Origin of the sequence: Paenirhodobacter hankyongi (genome assembly GCF_003664585.1) — a bacterium.
Lineage (GTDB): Bacteria > Pseudomonadota > Alphaproteobacteria > Rhodobacterales > Rhodobacteraceae > Rhodobacter > Rhodobacter hankyongi.
This window is the reverse complement of the sequence record NZ_RCHI01000002.1, coordinates 121,037-139,590: the sequence shown is the minus strand read 5'-3', so window position 1 is coordinate 139,590 and position 18,554 is coordinate 121,037. Positions and strand designations below refer to the sequence as shown.

Below are 18,554 nucleotides of genomic sequence, written 5' to 3'. Positions count from 1 at the left end.
CCCTTCTCATATCCAGTTGATCGCATTTGATTTTCTGCGCGTGAACAACGCCGCCTCTTCGTCCTGATTTTGGAAACATTGCCCCATCGGGGCCATGGCCTTGCCCGTTTCGCCCGCTACTCCTGCGACTCGTGGAAGTTCCGGAGGCGGCGATGAAGGCCCTGCACAAGATCACGACGGCGGCGATGATGGTCACGCTTGCGGGCATGATGGGCCATGTGATGCAGAACGCCTCGCAGTTCGGTCTGGCGTCGCAGCCGGCAGGGCTTGATGTCGCCGGCCTGACCAATGTCACGGCCGTCGCGAATATCGCCGATGCCCCCGCCGGGGTCGAGGTGACGGGCGTGCGCATGGGCGCGGTGGCCGAGCTGCAGGCGCTGCCGCGGCGCACCGTGGCCGCGGATGCCGCAATCGGGCCGCTGCCGCTCGCCGAGGCGCCCCCGGCCAGTTTTGCCCGCTGCGCCGCGCCGACGCTGAAGCTTGCCCCCGCCGCGGGGGCTTCGGTTCTGCTGAGCATCTCGGCGCCCTGTGCGGCGGATGCGGCGGCCGCGATCCGGCACGAGGGGCTGGTGATCCCGGTGCAGCTCGACGCGGCGGGCGACTGGAGCGGGCTGGTGCCGGCACTGGCGCCCGTGGCCGGCTATGCTCTCGAGCTGCCCGAGGGCCAGACGCTCGCGGCCTCGGTCACGGTGTCGGGGCTCGAGACGGTGAACCGGGTGGTGGTGAGCTGGACCGGCGCGCCCGCGTTCCTGCTGAACGCCTTCGAGCGTGGCGCCTCCTGGGGCGGGGCCGGCCATGTGCGGGCCGAGGCGCCGGGCATGCCCGAGGCGCCGGGAATGGGCTGGCTCTTGAGCTATGGCCTGGCCGAGGACGGTCCGCATCTGCAGGTCTATACCGCGCCCGCGGGGCTCACGGGCCTTGCGCTCGACCTCGAGGCGCCGGTGAGTGACGTGACCTGCGGCACCGATCTGCGGGCGGGGATGCAGCGGGTGATCGCCGGCCGGGCCGAGGCGCCCGAGGAGATCGCCGTCGCCATGCCCGGCTGCGACGACCTGATGGGCGATGTGGTCGTGCCGCTGCCCGACCTGCCGGTCTCGGTCGCCACGAACTAAAGATAGCCCGCGGTGCGAAAGCTGACCTCGCGGCTCTTGCCGATCACCAGATGGTCGTGCAGCACGAGGCCCAGAAGCGCGCCGGCCTGCCGGATCTGCTCCGTCATCGCGATGTCGGCCTCTGAGGGCGTCGGGTCGCCCGAGGGGTGGTTGTGCACCAGGATCAGCGCCGAGGCGTTGATCTCGAGCGCGCGGCGGATCACCTCGCGCGGATAGACCGGGACATGGTCGACGGTGCCGCGCGCCTGCTCCTCGTCGGCGATCAGGACGTTGCGGCGGTCGAGGTAGAGCACGCGGAACTGCTCGGTCTCGCGATGCGCCATCGCGGTGTGGCAATAATCGAGCAGCGCATCCCAGGACGACAGCACCGGCCGCTGCATCACCTTGGCGCGCGCGAGCCGCAGTGCCGCGGCCTCGGTGATCTTCAGCTCCTGCACCACCGCCTCGCCGACGCCCTCGACCTCCATCAGTCGCAAGGGCGCGGCCGAGATCACCCGGCCGAAATCGCCGAAGCGGTCGATCAGGCGGCGGGCGAGGGGCTTCACATCCTGCCGGGGCAGGGCGCGGAAGAGGAGAAGTTCCAGCAGTTCGTAATCCGGCATCGCCGCCGCGCCGCCCTCGGTGAAGCGGGCGCGCAGCCGCTTGCGATGGTCGCGGATGTAGGAGGGCAGCCGCTCGCCCGTCAGCGCGGCCGGCTCCGCCTCGTCGGCATCGCCGAAAAGCGGCAGCGTCGGGTCATCAAAGGCGGGGTCCGGGCGGGTCATGCGGCAAGTGTGCCTGCGCCTGGTTAACGAAACCTGAAGGCCGGAAATGGAAAGGGCGCCCGAAGGCGCCCCTCTCAACCCGTCATGCTGTCCCAGAAGCTCTTGACCTTCTTGAAGAACGACGCCCCCTCGGGGTTGTTCTCGGCCTCGATCTTCTCGAATTCGCGCAACAGTTCCTTTTGCCGCGTGGTCAGGTTCACCGGTGTCTCGACAGCGAGCTCGATCACCATGTCGCCGACCGCACCGCCGCGCAGCGCCGGCATCCCCTTGCCGCGCAACCGCATCTGCCGGCCCGACTGGCTGCCCGCCGGGATCTTCACCCGCGAGCGGCCGCCGTCGATCGTCGGCACCTCGACCTCGCCGCCGAGGGCGGCCGAGGTGATGCTGACCGGCACGCGGCAGAACAGGTGCACGCCGTCGCGCTGGAAGATCGCGTGCTCGCGCACCTCGAGGAAGATGTAGAGATCGCCCGCCGGTCCGCCACGCAGCCCGGCCTCGCCCTCGCCGGCAAGCCGGATGCGGGTGCCGGTCTCCACCCCCGCGGGGATGTTGACCGAAAGCGTGCGCTCCTTCTCGACCCGGCCGGCGCCATGGCAGACGCGGCAGGGGTTCTTCACCACCTGGCCCTGGCCGCCACAGGTGGGGCAGGTCCGCTCGACGGTGAAGAAGCCGTTCTGCGCCCGCACCTTGCCCAGACCCGAACAGGTCGGGCAGGTCTGCGGCTCGGCGCCACCCTCGGCCCCGGTGCCGTTGCAGGCGGTGCAGGCCGAGGAGCCGGGCACGGTGATCGTCTTCTGCGCGCCCTTGAAGGCCTCTTCCAGCGTGACCCGCATGTTGTAGCGCAGGTCCGAGCCGCGGGTGGCGCGCGAGCGCCCGCCCTGGCCGCCACGCCCGCCCATGAAGTCGCCGAACAGGTCCTCGAACACATCCGAGAAGGCCGAGGCGAAATCGCCCTGGCCGCCGCCATAGCCGCCGCGGCCGCCGCCCATGCCGCCCTCGAAGGCCGCGTGGCCATAGCGGTCATAGGCCGCCTTCTTCTCGGCGTCCTTCAGCACGTCATAGGCTTCGTTCACTTCCTTGAACTGCGCCTCGGCGTCGGGGTTGTCCTTGTTGCGATCGGGGTGAAGTTCCTTCGCCTTGCCGCGATAGGCCTTCTTGATCTCTTCGAACGAGGCCGTGCGGACAACGCCCAGCACCTCGTAGAAATCGCGTTTTGCCATTGAAGCCCCCTTCGGGGAACGGGAACGGGCCCCATGGGGCCCGCTCCGCTGTTCCGGCGCTTACTTGCGCTTGTTCTCGCCCATGTCCTCGAAGTCGGCATCGACGATGTCGTCGTCATCCGACGACCCGCCACGGGCCTCGTCCTCGGCCTCAGCATCGCCGCCGCCCTGCGACTGCTGCGCCTTGTAGATCGCCTCGCCCAGCTTCATCGCGGCATCGGTCAGGTTGCTGATCGCGCCCTTGATCTTGCCGGGCTCTTCCGACTTCAGCGCTTCTTCCAGCGCGTTGCAGGCCAGCTCGATCACCTCGACGGTCGAACCGTCGACCTTGTCGCCATGCTCTTCCAGCGACTTGCGGGTCGAGTGCAGCAGGCTTTCGCCCTGGTTCTTGGTCTCGACCAGCTCCTTGCGCTGCTTGTCGGCCTCGGCGTTGGCCTCGGCGTCCTTGACCATCTTCTCGATCTCGTCGTCGGACAGACCGCCCGAGGCCTGGATCGTGATGTTCTGCGACTTGCCGGTGCCCTTGTCCTTGGCCGAAACCGAGACGATGCCGTTCGCGTCGATGTCGAAGGTCACCTCGATCTGCGGCACGCCGCGCGGCGCCGGCGGGATGTCCTCGAGGTTGAACTGGCCAAGCAGCTTGTTGTCCGCGGCCATTTCACGCTCGCCCTGGAAGACGCGGATGGTCACGGCCGACTGGTTGTCCTCGGCGGTCGAGAAGATCTGCGACTTCTTCGTCGGGATCGTGGTGTTGCGGTCGATCAGACGGGTGAAGACACCGCCCAGCGTCTCGATGCCGAGCGACAGCGGGGTCACGTCGAGCAGGACCACGTCCTTCACGTCCCCCTGCAGCACGCCGGCCTGGATCGCCGCGCCAAGCGCCACGACCTCGTCCGGGTTCACGCCCTTGTGCGGTTCCTTGCCGAAGAACTTCGTCACTTCCTCGACCACCTTCGGCATGCGGGTCATGCCGCCCACAAGAACGACCTCGTCGATCTCGTCCTTCGAGACGCCCGCATCCTTCAGCGCCGCGGCGCAGGGCTTGAGCGAGGCCTTGATCAGGTCGGCGACCAGGCTTTCCAGCTTGGCGCGGGTCAGCTTCATCACCATGTGCAGCGGCGTGCCCGAGGAGGCATCCATCGAGATGAACGGCTGGTTGATCTCGGTCTGCTGGCTCGACGACAGCTCGATCTTCGCCTTTTCGGCCGCTTCCTTCAGACGCTGCAGCGCCATCTTGTCCTTGGTCAGGTCGACGCCATGCTCCTTTTTGAACTCCTCGGCGAGGTAGTTCACGATCCGCATGTCGAAGTCTTCACCGCCAAGGAAGGTGTCGCCGTTCGTCGATTTCACCTCGAACAGACCGTCGTCGATCTCGAGGATGGTGATGTCGAAGGTCCCGCCGCCGAGGTCATAGACCGCGATCGTCTTGGTGTCCTTCTTGTCGAGGCCATAGGCAAGCGCCGCGGCCGTCGGTTCGTTGATGATGCGCAGCACCTCGAGGCCGGCGATCTTGCCGGCGTCCTTCGTCGCCTGACGCTGGGCGTCGTTGAAATAGGCGGGGACGGTGATGACGGCCTGGGTGACGGTCTCGCCGAGATAGCTTTCGGCGGTTTCCTTCATCTTCTGCAGGATCACGGCCGAGATCTGCGCGGGCGAATACTTGTCGCCCTTCACCTCGACCCAGGCGTCGCCATTGCCGCCGTCGACGATCGAGAAGGGAACGAGCTTCTTGTCCTTCTGCACCTCGGCGTCGGTGACGCGGCGGCCGATCAGGCGCTTCACGGCAAAGATGGTGTTGGTGGGGTTGGTGACGGCCTGACGTTTGGCAGGCTGGCCGACAAGGCGTTCATTGTCGGTGAAGGCGACGATCGACGGCGTGGTGCGCGCGCCTTCGGAGTTTTCGATCACCCGCGGCTGAGCCCCGTCCATGATGGCGACGCAGCTGTTCGTGGTGCCGAGGTCGATCCCGATGACTTTGGCCATTTCAATACCTCTTCTTTCGGCGATACGGCGGGGCCGGGTCCCGTCAGGCCCCCGTCCCCTATCCCAGGGTTCAAGTCTCTGCCCGTGCGGGAACTGTCCTCTCCGGGCTTCTGGGCGTATATAAGGAGGGGTCCGGGGCCCTGCAAGAACCCGTTCCGGGGGAAGATCGCAACAAATGACGGAATCTGACAAGAACGCGGCGGAACGCCCGCAAGCGCAGGAAATCCGGGACTTTCTGCATTACCCGGGCTGGCTGTCCCCGGCCGAGCAGCGGCAGATGCTTGCCGATCTGCGTGCCGTGGTGGCCGCGGCGCCGATGGTCACGCCGGTGACCCCCTCGGGCCGGCCGATGTCGGTGCGGATGAGCGCGGCCGGGCGCTTCGGCTGGGTCAGCGACCGGCGCGGCTACCGCTATGCCGAGACCCATCCGCAGGGCACGCCCTGGCCCGCGATCCCCGACAGCGTCCTTTCGGTGTGGGCCGCGGTCTCGGGTTCGGCGCGGCAGCCCGAATGCTGCCTGATCAACTTCTACGATGCGGGCGCACGCATGGGCCTGCATCAGGATCGCGACGAGGCCGATTTCGGCGAACCTGTGGTGTCGATCTCGCTCGGCGACGACGGGCTCTTCCGCATCGGCAACGAAAGCCGCGGCGGGGCGACGCAAAGCCTGTGGCTGCGCTCGGGCGATGTGCTGGTGATGGGCGGCGCGGCGCGGCTGCGCCATCACGGCATCGACCGGATCGCGGCGGGCACCTCGATGCTTCTGCCGAAAGGCGGGCGCCTCAACCTGACGCTGCGCGTGGTGACCTGAGGCAGATGAATATTCGGGCCAGGACAAAGCACGGGTCCTTCCCGCAAGACCGGCTGCTTTCTTCTTGCCGAAAATACCTCGCAGGGGTCCGGGGGCGCGAAGCCCCCGGCGGGTTCAGACCGAGCCGCGCGGCATCGGCGTGGTGCCTTCCCTGTAGGGGGTCCAGTCCTCGATGTGCGGGTAATAGCGCTTGCGCCAGGCCCGCACCCGCGGGTTCATCCGGCGCCGCCACAGCGGCGGCACCATGGCGAGCGCGGTCATCGCCGGATAGCCGAAGGGCAGCTGCGGCGCCTCCTCGGGCGCATAGGTCTGCAACAGCGGGAAACGCCGGTCGGGCTTGTAATGGTGGTCCGAATGGCGCTGCAGATTGATCAGCAGCCAGTTCGACGCCATCTGGTCGGCGTTCCAGCTGTGCCGCGGCAGGACATGCTCGTACCGCCCCTCGCCTTTGTATTCGCGGGTCAGCCCGTAATGCTCGACGTAATTCGTCAGCTCGAGCTGCCAGACGGCGAAGAAGGCTTGCAGCACGAAGAGCCCGACGCCCAGCCATCCCCCGACCGCAAAGGCCAGCGCCAGCGTCAGCAGTTGCAGCGCGCCATAGCGCCAGAACGGATTGCTGGCGTGCCAGACCGGCCGGCCGGCACGGGCAAGCTTCAGCCGCTCGGCACGCCAGGCACTTGCGGGGCATTCGGCAAGCACGCGCCAGAAGAAGTGGTGGAAACCTTCATTGTAGCGCGCCGTCACCGCGTCGCGCGGCGTGCCGACCCAGAGGTGATGCACCAGCAGATGCTCGGTGCGGAAATGCGAGTAGAGCACGGAGGCGAGCAGCAGATCGCCGAGCCAGCGCTCGCCCCGGGTCTTCTGATGCATCAGCTCGTGGCTGTAGACGATGCCGATCGTGCCCGAGATCACGCCGACCCCGAAGAACAGCGCGACGATCTCTCCCCAGGCCAGATGGTCGGTATGGGTCACCCACCAGATCAGCCCATAGATCACCACCGCCTGGATCGGGAACCAGATCAGGGTGATCAGCCGATACCAGAACAGATCCTCGACCGGGGTCGAGACATCGGGCTGGTCCTCGTTGCGGCCGAGGATCTGGTCGAGCACGGTCACCGACCACCAGGCATAGGTCGGCAGCAGGATCAGCGACCAGCCGCCGAAGCGCGCCTCGATCGCGGCAAGCGGCAGCGTGCCGAGTGACACCCAGAAGGGCAGGGCCCGGCCGGGCCGGCGGATCTCTTCACGGCTGGACATCATTCCCCTCTCTCGCGCCGCGCCATGATAGCCGAGGACTTTCCCGAGGCAATCACTCGGGATGCGGCGAAAGCGCGCTTTGCGCGGCGTCCCAGACCTTGCGCATCACGGTGGGCAGCGATGCCGGACGGAACTCGGCGCGCGGGGTGAAGCCCGCCCCCTCCGCCTGCGCGGCGAAGACCCGCAGCTGCAGGTGGAAATGGGTGAAGGTGTGGCGCACCATCGAGGGCGCCTCGCGCCAGTCGGCGGCCAGCGGCGGGGTGAATTCGGGCGCCGGCCCCCAGTCCGAGCCCGGAAAGCCCAGCATCCCGCCCAGAAGCCCCTTCTCCGGCCGCCGTTCCAGCAGCACGCCCCCCGCGCCGTCGCGCGCGACGAAGGCAAAGCCCTGCCGCACCGGCTTTTCCGCCTTCGGCGCCTTGCGCGGCAGGCTGTCGGCGATGCCCTGTGCCGCGGCCGCGCAGAACGGCCGCAGCGGGCAGATCGCACAGGCCGGGTTGCGTGGCGTGCAGATCGTCGCGCCAAGGTCCATCATCGCCTGCGCATGATCGCCGGGGCGCGCCGCGGGCGTCAGCCGGCCGGCCAGCGCCGTCAGCTCGGCCTTCGCCCCGGGCAGCGGTGTCTCGACGGCCCAGAGCCGCGACACCACCCGCTCGACATTGCCGTCGACCACCACCGCGGGCTCGTCATGCGCGATCGCGGCAATGGCGGCGGCGGTATAGGGGCCGATGCCGGGCAGGGCGCGCAGCCCCTCGGAGGTCGCCGGGAACACCCCGCCGTGGTCTTGCGCCACCACGCGGGCGCATTTCAGCAGGTTCCGGGCGCGGGCGTAATAGCCAAGCCCCGCCCATTCCGCCATCACCGCGCCATCCTCGGCCGCGGCCAGATCCTCGACCCGCGGCCAGCGCGTGGTGAAGCGGTGGAAATGGTCCTTCACCGCGGCGACGGTGGTCTGTTGCAGCATCACCTCGGACATCCACACCCGATAGGGATCGGCGCGCTCACCCGCGGCGTGCTCTGCCGGCCCGACCCGCCAGGGCAGCACCCGCGCGGCGCTGTCATACCAGGCCAGAAGGGCCTCGCCCGCCGCCGCTTCGTCTCCGTCACGCAATCTTTATGCTCCCCTTCCCGTCCGGGATCTGGCAAAGCCCCGGCGGGAGCCTAGAATAACGCCGAACGCCGGGAAGGACAGGCCGGAAGGAGCCGATGAGCGACACGTCTCGCACCACGCCGAATGCAGAGCGCCGCACCCGCGGCTTCGAGCCCGCCTCGAAGCTCGTGCGCGAGCGTATCCGCACCGCGGGCGAGGCGCGCGGGTTCGCCGTGGCGCGGCTCTTCACCCATTGGCCCGAGGTGGTGGGCGAGGATCTCGCCCGCCTCACCCGCCCGGTGAAGATCGGCTATGCCAAGGGCGGCTTCGGCGCGACGCTGACGCTGCTCGTCGAAGGCGCCGCCGCGCCGATGGTCGACATGAGCCGCGAGCGCATCCGCGAGAAGGTGAACGCCTGCTATGGCTACAATGCGATCTCGCGGGTGGTGCTGACGCAGACCTCCGCCACCGGCTTTGCCGAGGGCCAGGCGCAATTCGCCCCGGCGCCGCGCGCGGCCCGCCCCGAACCCACCCCGGCGCAGCGCGCCGAGGCGCGCGAGACCGCCGAGGGCTGCGCTGACGCCGGCCTGCGCGCCGCACTCGAACAACTTGCTGAAAACGTCCTGATGAAGTCCGCAAGGCGGGCGAAAGAAAGAAAGGCTGACTGATGAACCGACGCACCCTCCTCCTCGGGCTGTCCGGGGCCGCCGTGATCGCCGTCGCGGGTGGCTGGATCGCCTCGCGCCAGGGCGCGGGCCAGACGAGCTTTGCCGTGCCGGCGATGGCCGAGGACGCCCCGGCGGCGGCGCTTTTGCCCGACGTGCCGCTCGGCAGCCCCGATGCGCCGGTGACGCTGATCGAATATGCCTCCTACACCTGCCCGCATTGCGCGCATTTCCATGACGAGGTCTTCGGCGCGCTCAAGCGCGACTATATCGACACCGGCAAGGTGAAGTTCATCCACCGCGAGGTCTATTTCGACAAGTTCGGCCTCTGGGCCGGGCTGATCGCGCAATGCGGTGGTACGATGAAGTATTACGGCATCGTCGACATGCTCTATGGCACGCAGACCGACTGGATCGGCGACGGCAAGGAACAGACGATTTCGGACAACCTGCGCAAGATCGGGCTGAAGGCCGGGCTGACCGGCGAGCAGCTCGACACCTGCCTGAAGGATCAGGCCCGCGCCGAGGCGATGGTGACCACCTTCCAGAAGCACGCGACCGACGACCAGGTCGAGGGCACGCCGACGTTGATCATCAACGGCGAGAAATACTCGAACATGAGCTACGAGGAGCTGAAGAAGATCCTCGACGCGAAGCTTGCGGGCTGAGGGGCTCGGGGGGCGCTGCCCCCCGCTGCGCTCCTCCCGGAGTATTTGCGCCAGGGAAAAACCCATCGGAAAGATCTTTGGGCTTTCTCCTTGCCGGAAATACCTCGGGGGTGAATGCGCCGTCAGGCGCAGAGGGGGCGGCGCCCCCTTTTCCTTTGCCTAAAGGCCAAGCCGCGCCAGCGCCGCATCGAGCGCTGTGGTGTCGGCGATCTGCAGCCGCACCGGCAGTGCCAGCACCTGCGGGCGGAAGCGTGCGGGCAGGCGCACGGCGTCCTTCTCAGTGGTCACCAGCTGCGCGCCCAGAAGCCGCGCCTCGGTCTCGAGGCGGGTGAGCAGCCGCGGGGTGTAGGGCTGGTGATCCTCGAGCGCCTCGGCGCGCAAAAGCTCGGCGCCCAGTCCCCGCAGGGTGGCGAAGAACTTTTCCGGATGGCCGATACCCGCGAAAGCGAGGACCCGCAGCCCCTGCCAGTCCATCCCGGTCTGCAAGGGCTCGAGCGCGCCGGTCAGGTGCGGCACGGCGATCTTGCCGCCCCATTCGGCCGCAAAGCCTGCCTGTGCCGGGGCGGGGCCGATCGAGAGCAGCAGGTGGGCGCGGGCAAGCCCGGTGGCGACGGGCTCGCGCAGCGGGCCCGCGGGCAGGCAGCGGCCGTTGCCGAAGCCCTTCGCCGCATCGACCACCACGATCGACAGATCCTTGATCAGCGCCGGGTTCTGGTGGCCGTCATCGAGCACGATCGCCTGTGCTCCGGCTGCGACCGCCGCGCGGGCCCCCGCCGCGCGGTCCTTCGCCACCCAGGTCGGCGCAAAGGCCGAGATCAGCAGCGGCTCGTCCCCGGTCTCGGCGGCGCGGTGGCGGCGCTCGTCGACCTGCACCGGGCCCGCCAGGCTGCCGCCATGGCCGCGGCTGACGACATGGGCGGTGATGCCGCGCGCGGCGAGGTGCTGCACCAGCGCGATCACCGTGGGCGTCTTGCCGGTGCCGCCGGCGTTGATGTTGCCGACGCAGATCACCGGCACGCCGACGCGCGCCCCGGGCCGGCGCAGGCGCCGCGCCGTCGCCGCCGCATAAAGCGCCCCGAGCGGGGCAAGAAGCCGCGCCGCAAGCGCCGGGCGGCCGGGCGGGGTGAACCAGAACAGCGGTGCGCCCATCAGCGGATCTCCCCGGTCGTTGCGGTGTCGAGTGTGCCGAGGATGGTGCGCGCCACGGCTTCGGCCGCGCCCGCCCCGCCCGAGGTCACGGCCCAGGCGTTGTGCGCCAGCATCGCGGCGCGGTCGGGCGCGATCAGGTCGGCCAGCGCGTCACCAAGCGAGCGCGGGTCATAGATCGCGCGCGCCGCGCGGGCGGCATCCAGCCGGCTGTATTCGGCCCCGTAAGGGGCGGTCTGCGGCCCGTGCACCACCGCCGAGCCGAGCGCCGCGGGTTCGAGCGGCGAGCGCGCCTGACCGGCTGCGCCGCTCAGCGTGCCGCCCATGTAGGTGACGGGGGCGATGCGATACCACAGCCCGTATTCGCTTGGGTCGTCGGCCACGAAGATCTGCATCTCGTCGTCCGGCTCGCCCTCGAGCGTGCGTCGGCCGGCGGCCCATCCCATCGCCTCGAGCTCGCTCACCAGCTCGGCGCCGTCGACGGGCATGTCGGGGGCGAGGATCAAGAGCATGCGGTGCGCATGGCGCTGTGCCTGGGCATGGGCGGTCAGCACCGCGTGCACCTCGCCCGGCGGCACCGCGGCGGCCAGCCAGACCGGCCGGGTGCGGGTGATCTGCGCGATCGAGGCGCGCTCGGTTTCCGAGCAATGCAGTGGTTCGGGCGGCTCGGACAGGAGACCGCCGACCTCGATCCGGGCGGGATCGGCGCCAAGGCGGACGAGCGCTGCCTGGCTTTCGGGATCGCGCACGCTGATCCGGGCGAGGCGCGTCAGCAGTGCGCGCTGCAACCGGCGCGCGAAGAAGCCGCGCCGCGCCGCGCGACCGGGCGCATGGGCATCGGTCAGCATCACCGGCACACCGGCCTCGCGCGCGCCCTCGATCAGCGCGGGGGGCAACGCATTGCCCATCAGCGCGATCAGGTCCGGGCGCCACTGTGCCAGCGCCGTGCGCACCGCGGTCGGGGCATCCTCGACCGGGGCGATGCGGATCACGCTGTCGGGCAAGGGGGTTTCAAGCGTCGGCGGCACGCTGACCAGCAGCGAAAGCCCCGGGCGCTGCTGGCGCAACCGGCGCAGCAGCAGCGCGGCATTGGCGCCGGTGTCATGCCCGTCCGCGGCGCCGGGGTCGGGCACCAGCCAGATCAGGGGGCCCGCCGGACGCGCCGGGGCCTCGGCCGCCAGCTCCGGCCGGCGCGAGCGGCTGAGCGCGAGGCGCAGCCACAGCAGGAAGGACCGGCGCATTGCAGGCTCCGTCAGGGATCAGGCGCCGAGTTCCTCGGTCGGCGAGGCGGGAACCTCCTCGTCGCGCAGCCGGTGCAGGTGGGCGATGAAATAGCGCATGTGGGCGTCATCGACCGAGCGTTGCGCCTCGGCCTTCCAGGCGTTGAAGGCGCTCGAATAGTTCGGGAAGATGCCGACGATGTGGATCTTGCTCACATCCTTGAACTGCGTGTGCGCGGGGTCGATGAGCTCGCCGCCGAACACGAGGTGCAGCCGCTGGGTCGATTTGGACATGATCTCTCCTGTCGTTGAGATGGCGGGCGAACCCTATGCCAAGCGCGCCCTGCGCTCAAGCGGCGCCCGTGCGCGAATGTCGCAGCGAGCGCTTTTCAAGCGCCGGAGGAGCAGCTAGGGAAAGGGGATGAAACAGAGCCTGCTGCAAATCTATGACGCCCGTGTCGCCGCCGGCACGCTGCACGCCGACGCGGCGCAGCGCGCGGTCCTGCCGCTGATGGAGCGGATCCGCACCGAGCTCGAGGCGCCGGTGAAGAAGCCGGGTCTCTTCGGCCTCTTCGCCAAGCCCCCCGAGACGGTGCGCGGGCTTTACCTGTGGGGCGGCGTCGGGCGCGGCAAGTCGATGCTGATGGATCTGTTCTGCGGCGCGGTCGAGGTGCCGAAGCGGCGCGTGCATTTCCATGCCTTCATGCAGGAGGTGCAGGCGCAGATCGAGGCGGCGCGGCGGGCGAAGACCGAGGATGCGCTGTTGCCGGTGGCGAAGGCGATCGCGGCCGAGGTGCGGCTTTTGTGCTTCGACGAGATGCAGATCACCGATATCGCCGACGCGATGATTGTCGGGCGGCTTTTCGACGAGCTGTTCAAGCGCGGCGTGACGGTGGTCACCACCTCGAACCGGGTGCCCGAGGATCTCTACAAGAACGGGCTGAACCGGCAGCTGTTCCTGCCCTTCATCGGCATCATCCGCGCCGAGCTCGAGGTGCAGGAGATCGTTTCGGAAAACGACTACCGCCAGCACCGGCTGTCGGGGGCGCAGGTCTATTTCACCCCGCTCGGCCGGCCGGCGACCGAGGCGATGACGGCGCTTTGGGAAGAGCTGTCGGGCCATGACGACAGCGCGGTGCTGCGGCTCGAGGTGAAGGGACGCGAGGTGGTGATCCCGCATTTCCACAACGGCGTCGGTCGCGCCACCTTCTGGGATCTTTGCGCCGCGGCGCTCGGCCCGGCCGATTACCTTGCCATCGCCGGCGCCGTGCGGGTGCTGATGATTGACGACATCCCGCATCTGTCGTCGTCGAACTTCAACGAGGCGAAGCGCTTCGTCACCCTGATCGACACGCTCTACGAGGCCAAGGTGCGGCTGATCTGCTCGGCCGCCGAGGAACCCGAGCGGCTTTACATCGAGGGCGAGGGCAGCTTCGAGTTCGAGCGCACCGCCAGCCGACTGCGCGAGATGCAGTCGGCCGACTGGGCCCGCGACTAGGCGAGCAGGTCGCGCACCCGCGGGATCACCTTCTCGCCGTACAGCGCGATGTTGCGCAGCTGCACCTCGGGCCGCTGCGGGCCGGAAGAGTATTTCAGCGTGAAGCGGTCGAGGCCCAGCACCCGCACCGTGCGCGCGATCTTCTGCGCCACCGTCTCGGGCGAGCCGATGTAAAGCGAGCCATGCGCGATCTCGGCCTCGTAGGCCGCACGGGTCAGCCGCGGCCAGCCGCGCGAGCGGCCGATCATGTCGTGCATCGTCGCATAGCCCTCGAAGAACTCCTCCTTCGCGCTCTCGTCGGTCTCGCCGACATGGCCGGGCGAATGCACGCCAAGCGGCAGCATGGGGCCCTCCATCTGTGCGCGGGCGCGGCGGTAGAGATCGGCGAGCGGCGCGAAGCGGGCGGCGTCGCCGCCGATGATCGCCATCACCAGTGGCATGTCCATCGCCGCGGCTTCCACCACAGATTGCGGGCTGCCGCCGACACCCCGCCAGATCTTGAGGGGCGTTTCCGCGCGCGGATAGACGGTGACGCCCTTCAGCGCGGGCACGTGCCGGCCCTGGAAGCTGACCTTCTCCTGCGTCTGGAGCAGGTGGAGGAGCTGCGATTTCTCCTCGAACAGGGTCTCGTAATCCTCGAGCGCGAAACCGAAGAGCGGGAAGCTTTCGGTGAAGGAGCCGCGGCCGATGGTGATCTCGGCGCGGCCCGGTGCGATCGCGTCGAGCGTGGCAAAGCGCTGATAGAGCCGGATCGGGTCGTCCGAGGACAGCACCGTCACCGAGGTGCCGACATGGATCCGCTGCGTGCGGGCGAGGATCGCGCCGATCAGCGGTTCGGTCGCCGAGATCGCGAAATCGGGGCGGTGATGCTCGCCCAAGCCGAAGTAGTCGACGCCGACGGCTTCGGCGAGTTCCGCCTCGGCCAGGGTGTCGCGGATCACCTGGGCGCCCGAGCGGCGCCCGGTGTCGTCGCGGGTGATGTCCCCGAAGGTGTCGAGGCCGAATTCGAGGGGCGTGGCTTGCGTCATGACGGGGCTCCTGTTGTGCAGCCGCGAAGATAGGGGCCGGCGGCGCCGGCGCCTAGTCGCAGGGCTGCACAGGGATCTTCGCAGAAATGCGGAGCTCAGCCGTTGTCGCGCAGCACCTTGCCCGCGAGGTAGAGCGAGCCGCAGATCAGCACCCGGGCAGTGGGATCGGCCGCTGCGAGCGTGGCGAGCGCCGCCGCGACCGAGGGGGCGGTGGCGGTGCGCGCAAAGCCCGCGGCGCGGGCGGCGGCCTCGGTCACCTCGGCAGGCTGCGAGTTCGGCTCCTCGGGGATGGTGATCGCGGTCAGGCTTTGCGCGACGGCGGCGAGCGGGCGCATGTAGCCCGCCTCGTCCTTGGTGTTGATCATGCCGCAGATCAGATGCGTCGGCCGTTCTGGCAGGCGCGCCAGCGTCGCCGCCACCGCGGCCCCGCCCGCCGGGTTGTGCCCGCCATCAAGCCACAGCTCGACCCCCGGCGCGCTTTCCGCGAGCGGGCCGCGGCGCAGCCGCTGCATCCGGGCGGGCCATTCGGCGCGGGCGACCGCGGCCTCGCAGGCCTCGGCGTCGAAGCCCAGCAGGCGCAGCGCGGCAATCGCGGCGCCGGCGTTCTGGATCTGATGCGGCCCGGGCAGCACCGGCAGCGGCAGATCAAGCAGCCCGGTCTCGTCCTGATAGACCAGCCGGCCGCGTTCCTCGAAGGCATGCCAGTGCTGGCCATGCACGAAGAGCGGCGCGCCGACCCGGGCGGCGCGGGCCTCGATCACCTCGAGCGCAGCCTCTTCCTGCGGGCCGACGACGCAGGTCACGCCGCGTTTCAGGATCCCGGCCTTCTCGCCGGCGATCTCGGGCAGGGTCTCGCCCAGGAAGGCCTGATGGTCGATCGAGACCGGGGTGATGATGGTGAGCGCCGGTCGCTCGATCACATTCGTCGCATCGAGCCGGCCACCCAGCCCGACCTCGAGCAGGGTGAAATCGGCGGGCGTGCGGGCGAAGGCCAGGAAGGCCGCGGCGGTGGTGATCTCGAAGAAGGTGATCGGCTCTGCCCCGTTCACCTGCCGGCATTCCTCGAGGAGCGCGGCAAGCGCGGGTTCCGAGATCAGCGTGCCGGCCAGCCGGATGCGCTCGTGGAAGCGGGCGAGATGGGGCGAGGTATAGGCGTGCACGCGCTTGCCCGCCGCCTCGAGCCCGGCGCGGATCATCGCCTGGGTCGAGCCCTTGCCGTTGGTGCCGGCGATGTGGATCACCGGGGGCAGCGCGTTTTCGGGATGGCCGAGGGCGGCGAGCAGCCGCTCGACCCGGTCGAGGGTGAGGTCGATCACCTTCGGGTGCAGCGCCATCAGCTGCGTCAGGATCGCGTCGGAGGGAAGGGTCGTCTCAGCAGCCATCGGGGCCCCCGGAATGGTCGGAGGCCGGGGGCGCTGCCCCCGGACCCCCGAGGTATTTTCGGCAAGATGAAGGGCTCAGGCCTTCGCGAGGTCTTCGACCTTGCCCGGGGCGGGCAGGTCGCCGGCGATCGCGGGGGTGAGGCCCATCAGCATGCGGGTGATCGTGACCAGCTCCTCGCGCAGTTTCTTGCGGTGGGTGACGCGGTCGAGCATGCCGTGGTCGAGCAGGTATTCGGCGCGCTGGAAGCCTTCGGGCAGTTTCTCGCGGATCGTCTGTTCGATCACGCGCGGGCCGGCAAAGCAGATCAGCGCATTCGGTTCCGAGATCTGCACATCGCCGAGCATGGCATAGGAGGCCGTGACGCCGCCGGTGGTCGGATGGGTCAGCACGACGATATAGGGCAGGTGCGCTTCCTTCAGCATCTGCACGGCGACGGTGGTGCGCGGCATCTGCATCAGGCTGAGGATGCCTTCCTGCATCCGCGCGCCGCCCGCCGCGGCAAAGAGGATCAGCGGGCGTTTCGTCTTCACCGCGCGTTCGGCCGCGGCGACGATGGCGTTGCCGACATACATCCCCATCGAGCCGCCCATGAAGGAGAAGTCCTGCGCGGCGGCGATGATCGGGGTGCGGCCCATCTCGCCCTCGGCGACGAGCATCGCCTCTTTCTCGCCGGTCGATTTCTGCGCAGCGCGCATCCGGTCGGGGTATTTCTTCTGGTCGCGGAACTGCAGCGGGTCGGCGATCGGCTCGGGCACCTTGACCTCGGAGAAGATGCCGCCGTCGAACAGCGCGGTGAAGCGCGCGCGCGGCGAGATCGCCATGTGGTGGTCGCAGTTCGTGCAGACGTTCAGGTTCTCGGCGAGTTCGCGGTGGAACAGCATGGTCCCGCATTCGGGGCACTTGGTCCACAGGTTCTCGGGCATCTCGCGGCGCGAGAACAACGAGTTGATCTTCGGTTTGACGTAGTTCGAGATCCAGTTCATCGGTCTTGAGCCCCTTTCGTGCGCTTGCCGCGACGTCTGGTCCAGATAAGCCGGCAGGCCGGGAATTGCAATCAGACGCGCAAGGCAAGCCGTGCGGCAAGCCAGGCGACGAGGATCGCGGCGACGTCGGCGGCGAGATAGGGGCCGAAGGCCGCAGGGTCGCGCGGGTTGATCACGATGGTGTAGAGCGCGAGCCCGTCGAGCTGGCCGTAGAGCCCGACGAGGACCATCGAGGAGAGGTTGTTGGTGAAGTGCAGCGCCAGCGCCGCGCCGAGGTTGCCGGTGCGCGCGGTCAGGTCGGCGGCAAGGCAGCCGAAGCCCATGGCCCAGAGCGCGGGCCAGAGCGCCATCGGCCCGAATTCGGCCGGCGAGTAGTGCAGCGCGCCGAACAGCACCGAGGGCGCGACCATCCACACCCAGGGCGAACGGCTGCGCGCGCCCAGTTGTTGCAGCAGGTAGCCGCGGAAGATCAGCTCCTCGGCGGCGATCTGCACGAAGAGGAGCGGCAGCATCACCGGCAGCCAGCGCAGCACCGTCGCCAGGGGCACCGAGCGGCCGACGTTCGGATCGAGCAGCGACAGCGGGAAGAGCACGAGGGCAAGGCCGAGGAGCGGCACGCCCACGCGCAGCGCGTCGCGCCCGGCGCCGAGGCCGAGCAGGCTTTTCGGGCCGCGCCGGTGCAGCACCCGCGTCACGGCGAGCACGGCAAGCACCATCGGCACGAAGGTGGCCAGCAGCATCGCCAGCCCCGCAGGCGTGCCGGCGCGGGCGATCTCGCCCATCAGTCGGGCAAAGCGGATCTCGCTCAGTTCACGGCCGATCAGCGTCAGCGGGCCGAAGACCCCGCCCCAGTAGAGCGCGACGATCAGCACAAGGCCAAGCGCCGTGCGCCACAGCTCGGCCCGCGGGCGCGCCGGGGCGGCAAAGGCCGCGAGCGGGCGCCAGGCGGGCGTCATGCCGCGCCGCCGAGGGCGACGTGATCGTCGGTATAGAGCTTGGCGATGCGGGCGCGGATTTCGGGGGTGAGCAGCGCCTCGCGCCCGTCGCCGGCGCGCGAGGTGCGGTTCATCCGCGGCAGCGCCTCGAGCCGGGCGAGCGCCTCGGCGGGCACGCCGAAGTCGGCAAGCGCGGGGATCAGCTCGCTGTCCAGCCGCTCGAGCGCGAAGATCCGGTCATAGCGCAGCCGGCCAAGTCCGATCATCCGCGCCTGCGAGGCGAAATGGCTGTCCCATTCGGTGCCGTGCTCCTCGAAGCCGCGCAGGAAGCGCTCGAAGGAGATATGGGCCAGCATGTGGCGGTTGCCGCGGTTCACGTCGCCCCAGGCGCGCGGCCCCTCGAAGGCCTGGCACAGCTTGCCCCAGAGATAGACGGACTTTGCATAGCGCTTGGCGAAGCGGTTGATCTTGCTGAAATAGCCCGACAGGAAGCGCTGCGCCGGGTCGCGCATCACGGTCACCAGCCGGTCTTCGGGGTGGGTCTCATGCAGCGCAATCAGCGCGGGAAGCGGCATCGCCTCCATCGTCAGCCCATGCGCGGCCATCAGCGCGGTGCTGCCCTCGCTGCGGCGGAACTGGCGGGGCGCCTTGGCCTTGTCGCCCAGCCCGGCGAGGATCAGGAAGGTCGAGATCAGGGTGGTGGAGCCGCATTTCGGAATCACCACCATCGTCAGACGGGCGGGTTCGTAACGGATCACCAGGAGGTTGAAGGGCATTGCTTCCTCGGTTTGCGC

General features: G+C 69.1%; 18 protein-coding genes. 5 read left to right on the top strand and 13 right to left on the bottom strand.

Annotated elements, in window-relative coordinates; genetic code table 11:
* Positions 1-152 precede the first annotated feature (152 nt).
* Positions 153-1,112 carry a hypothetical protein gene (locus tag DYS74_RS02615; protein WP_121530633.1) on the top strand — a complete coding sequence of 320 codons (960 nt, stop codon included), beginning with the start codon at positions 153-155 and terminating at the stop codon, positions 1,110-1,112.
* Here the strand turns inward: DYS74_RS02615 and radC are convergent.
* From radC to dnaK, 3 genes are all read right to left on the bottom strand, one after another.
* Positions 1,109-1,876, bottom strand: a complete 768-nt coding sequence (radC, locus tag DYS74_RS02610) for a RadC family protein (protein ID WP_121530631.1) — start codon at positions 1,874-1,876, stop codon at positions 1,109-1,111. The genes DYS74_RS02615 and radC overlap by 4 nt on opposite strands.
* Before the next feature lie 74 nt (positions 1,877-1,950).
* Positions 1,951-3,096 carry a molecular chaperone DnaJ gene (gene dnaJ / locus DYS74_RS02605; protein WP_121530629.1) on the bottom strand — a complete coding sequence of 382 codons (1,146 nt, stop codon included), beginning with the start codon at positions 3,094-3,096 and terminating at the stop codon, positions 1,951-1,953.
* Positions 3,097-3,156: 60 nt separating this feature from the next.
* The gene (dnaK, locus tag DYS74_RS02600; protein WP_121530627.1) at positions 3,157-5,079 is read right to left on the bottom strand and encodes a molecular chaperone DnaK; all 1,923 of its coding nucleotides are present in this window, start codon (positions 5,077-5,079) and stop codon (positions 3,157-3,159) included.
* Between the two features lie 175 nt (positions 5,080-5,254).
* On the opposite strand from dnaK, the gene DYS74_RS02595 reads away from it, so the two are divergent.
* Positions 5,255-5,890: an alpha-ketoglutarate-dependent dioxygenase AlkB family protein gene (locus DYS74_RS02595; RefSeq protein WP_121530625.1), complete on the top strand. Its 636-nt coding sequence runs from the start codon at positions 5,255-5,257 to the stop codon at positions 5,888-5,890.
* A 114-nt stretch (positions 5,891-6,004) separates the two neighbouring features.
* Here the strand turns inward: DYS74_RS02595 and DYS74_RS02590 are convergent, their stop codons facing one another.
* Positions 6,005-7,147 carry an alkane 1-monooxygenase gene (locus DYS74_RS02590; RefSeq protein WP_121530986.1) on the bottom strand — a complete coding sequence of 381 codons (1,143 nt, stop codon included), beginning with the start codon at positions 7,145-7,147 and terminating at the stop codon, positions 6,005-6,007.
* 52 nt (positions 7,148-7,199) lie between these two features.
* The gene (gene mutY / locus DYS74_RS02585) at positions 7,200-8,255 is read right to left on the bottom strand and encodes an A/G-specific adenine glycosylase (protein WP_121530623.1); all 1,056 of its coding nucleotides are present in this window, start codon (positions 8,253-8,255) and stop codon (positions 7,200-7,202) included.
* Between the two features lie 95 nt (positions 8,256-8,350).
* Here mutY and DYS74_RS02580 point away from each other — a divergent pair, with 95 nt between their 5' ends.
* Together DYS74_RS02580 and DYS74_RS02575 are read left to right on the top strand one after the other, a co-directional pair.
* Positions 8,351-8,902: a DUF721 domain-containing protein gene (locus tag DYS74_RS02580; RefSeq protein ID WP_121530621.1), complete on the top strand. Its 552-nt coding sequence runs from the start codon at positions 8,351-8,353 to the stop codon at positions 8,900-8,902.
* The gene (locus DYS74_RS02575) at positions 8,902-9,567 is read left to right on the top strand and encodes a DsbA family protein (protein WP_121530619.1); all 666 of its coding nucleotides are present in this window, start codon (positions 8,902-8,904) and stop codon (positions 9,565-9,567) included. Before DYS74_RS02580 ends, DYS74_RS02575 begins: the two co-directional genes overlap by 1 nt.
* Before the next feature lie 159 nt (positions 9,568-9,726).
* Here the strand turns inward: DYS74_RS02575 and lpxK are convergent, their stop codons facing one another.
* From lpxK to DYS74_RS02560, 3 genes are read right to left on the bottom strand one after another with little or no spacing between them, the layout of a single operon-like run.
* Positions 9,727-10,716, bottom strand: coding sequence for a tetraacyldisaccharide 4'-kinase (gene lpxK / locus DYS74_RS02570; protein ID WP_121530617.1), 990 nt, complete (start codon positions 10,714-10,716; stop codon positions 9,727-9,729).
* The gene (locus DYS74_RS02565; RefSeq protein WP_121530615.1) at positions 10,716-11,954 is read right to left on the bottom strand and encodes a 3-deoxy-D-manno-octulosonic acid transferase; all 1,239 of its coding nucleotides are present in this window, start codon (positions 11,952-11,954) and stop codon (positions 10,716-10,718) included. Before DYS74_RS02565 ends, lpxK begins: the two co-directional genes overlap by 1 nt.
* A gap of 18 nt (positions 11,955-11,972) precedes the next feature.
* On the bottom strand, positions 11,973-12,227 hold the full coding sequence (locus tag DYS74_RS02560) for a DUF4170 domain-containing protein (RefSeq protein ID WP_113898545.1): 255 nt from the start codon (positions 12,225-12,227) through the stop codon (positions 11,973-11,975).
* A 127-nt stretch (positions 12,228-12,354) separates the two neighbouring features.
* Between DYS74_RS02560 and zapE the strand changes: the two genes are divergently transcribed.
* Positions 12,355-13,431 (top strand): cell division protein ZapE, encoded by a 1,077-nt coding sequence (gene zapE / locus DYS74_RS02555; protein WP_121530614.1) that lies wholly within the window; start codon positions 12,355-12,357, stop codon positions 13,429-13,431.
* Here zapE and DYS74_RS02550 read toward each other — a convergent pair.
* From DYS74_RS02550 to DYS74_RS02530, 5 genes are all read right to left on the bottom strand, one after another.
* Positions 13,428-14,459: an LLM class flavin-dependent oxidoreductase gene (locus tag DYS74_RS02550; protein WP_121530612.1), complete on the bottom strand. Its 1,032-nt coding sequence runs from the start codon at positions 14,457-14,459 to the stop codon at positions 13,428-13,430. The two genes, zapE and DYS74_RS02550, sit on opposite strands and share 4 nt — an antisense overlap.
* Positions 14,460-14,554: 95 nt before the next feature.
* A complete protein-coding gene (locus tag DYS74_RS02545) occupies positions 14,555-15,841 on the bottom strand; it encodes a bifunctional folylpolyglutamate synthase/dihydrofolate synthase (RefSeq protein WP_121530610.1) in 1,287 nt (428 codons plus the stop codon).
* 75 nt (positions 15,842-15,916) lie between these two features.
* Complete coding sequence (gene accD / locus DYS74_RS02540) at positions 15,917-16,825, bottom strand: acetyl-CoA carboxylase, carboxyltransferase subunit beta (RefSeq protein ID WP_113898549.1); 909 nt, start codon at positions 16,823-16,825, stop codon at positions 15,917-15,919.
* A gap of 71 nt (positions 16,826-16,896) precedes the next feature.
* Positions 16,897-17,781 carry a CPBP family intramembrane glutamic endopeptidase gene (locus DYS74_RS02535; RefSeq protein WP_121530608.1) on the bottom strand — a complete coding sequence of 295 codons (885 nt, stop codon included), beginning with the start codon at positions 17,779-17,781 and terminating at the stop codon, positions 16,897-16,899.
* Positions 17,778-18,536, bottom strand: coding sequence for a sulfotransferase family 2 domain-containing protein (locus DYS74_RS02530; RefSeq protein ID WP_121530606.1), 759 nt, complete (start codon positions 18,534-18,536; stop codon positions 17,778-17,780). Before DYS74_RS02530 ends, DYS74_RS02535 begins: the two co-directional genes overlap by 4 nt.
* Positions 18,537-18,554: the final 18 nt, after the last annotated feature.

Bases quoted from the DNA above. Each gene is read 5' to 3' on its own strand.
- DYS74_RS02615 (WP_121530633.1), top strand. From the start codon at position 153: ATGAAGGCCCTGCACAAGATCACGACGGCGGCGATGATGGTCACGCTT.
- radC (WP_121530631.1), bottom strand. From the start codon at position 1,876: ATGACCCGCCCGGACCCCGCCTTTGATGACCCGACGCTGCCGCTTTTC.
- dnaJ (WP_121530629.1), bottom strand. From the start codon at position 3,096: ATGGCAAAACGCGATTTCTACGAGGTGCTGGGCGTTGTCCGCACGGCC.
- dnaK (WP_121530627.1), bottom strand. From the start codon at position 5,079: ATGGCCAAAGTCATCGGGATCGACCTCGGCACCACGAACAGCTGCGTC.
- DYS74_RS02595 (WP_121530625.1), top strand. From the start codon at position 5,255: ATGACGGAATCTGACAAGAACGCGGCGGAACGCCCGCAAGCGCAGGAA.
- DYS74_RS02590 (WP_121530986.1), bottom strand. From the start codon at position 7,147: ATGTCCAGCCGTGAAGAGATCCGCCGGCCCGGCCGGGCCCTGCCCTTC.
- DYS74_RS02580 (WP_121530621.1), top strand. From the start codon at position 8,351: ATGAGCGACACGTCTCGCACCACGCCGAATGCAGAGCGCCGCACCCGC.
- DYS74_RS02575 (WP_121530619.1), top strand. From the start codon at position 8,902: ATGAACCGACGCACCCTCCTCCTCGGGCTGTCCGGGGCCGCCGTGATC.
- lpxK (WP_121530617.1), bottom strand. From the start codon at position 10,716: ATGGGCGCACCGCTGTTCTGGTTCACCCCGCCCGGCCGCCCGGCGCTT.
- DYS74_RS02565 (WP_121530615.1), bottom strand. From the start codon at position 11,954: ATGCGCCGGTCCTTCCTGCTGTGGCTGCGCCTCGCGCTCAGCCGCTCG.
- DYS74_RS02560 (WP_113898545.1), bottom strand. From the start codon at position 12,227: ATGTCCAAATCGACCCAGCGGCTGCACCTCGTGTTCGGCGGCGAGCTC.
- zapE (WP_121530614.1), top strand. From the start codon at position 12,355: ATGAAACAGAGCCTGCTGCAAATCTATGACGCCCGTGTCGCCGCCGGC.
- DYS74_RS02550 (WP_121530612.1), bottom strand. From the start codon at position 14,459: ATGACGCAAGCCACGCCCCTCGAATTCGGCCTCGACACCTTCGGGGAC.
- DYS74_RS02545 (WP_121530610.1), bottom strand. From the start codon at position 15,841: ATGGCTGCTGAGACGACCCTTCCCTCCGACGCGATCCTGACGCAGCTG.
- accD (WP_113898549.1), bottom strand. From the start codon at position 16,825: ATGAACTGGATCTCGAACTACGTCAAACCGAAGATCAACTCGTTGTTC.
- DYS74_RS02535 (WP_121530608.1), bottom strand. From the start codon at position 17,781: ATGACGCCCGCCTGGCGCCCGCTCGCGGCCTTTGCCGCCCCGGCGCGC.
- DYS74_RS02530 (WP_121530606.1), bottom strand. From the start codon at position 18,536: ATGCCCTTCAACCTCCTGGTGATCCGTTACGAACCCGCCCGTCTGACG.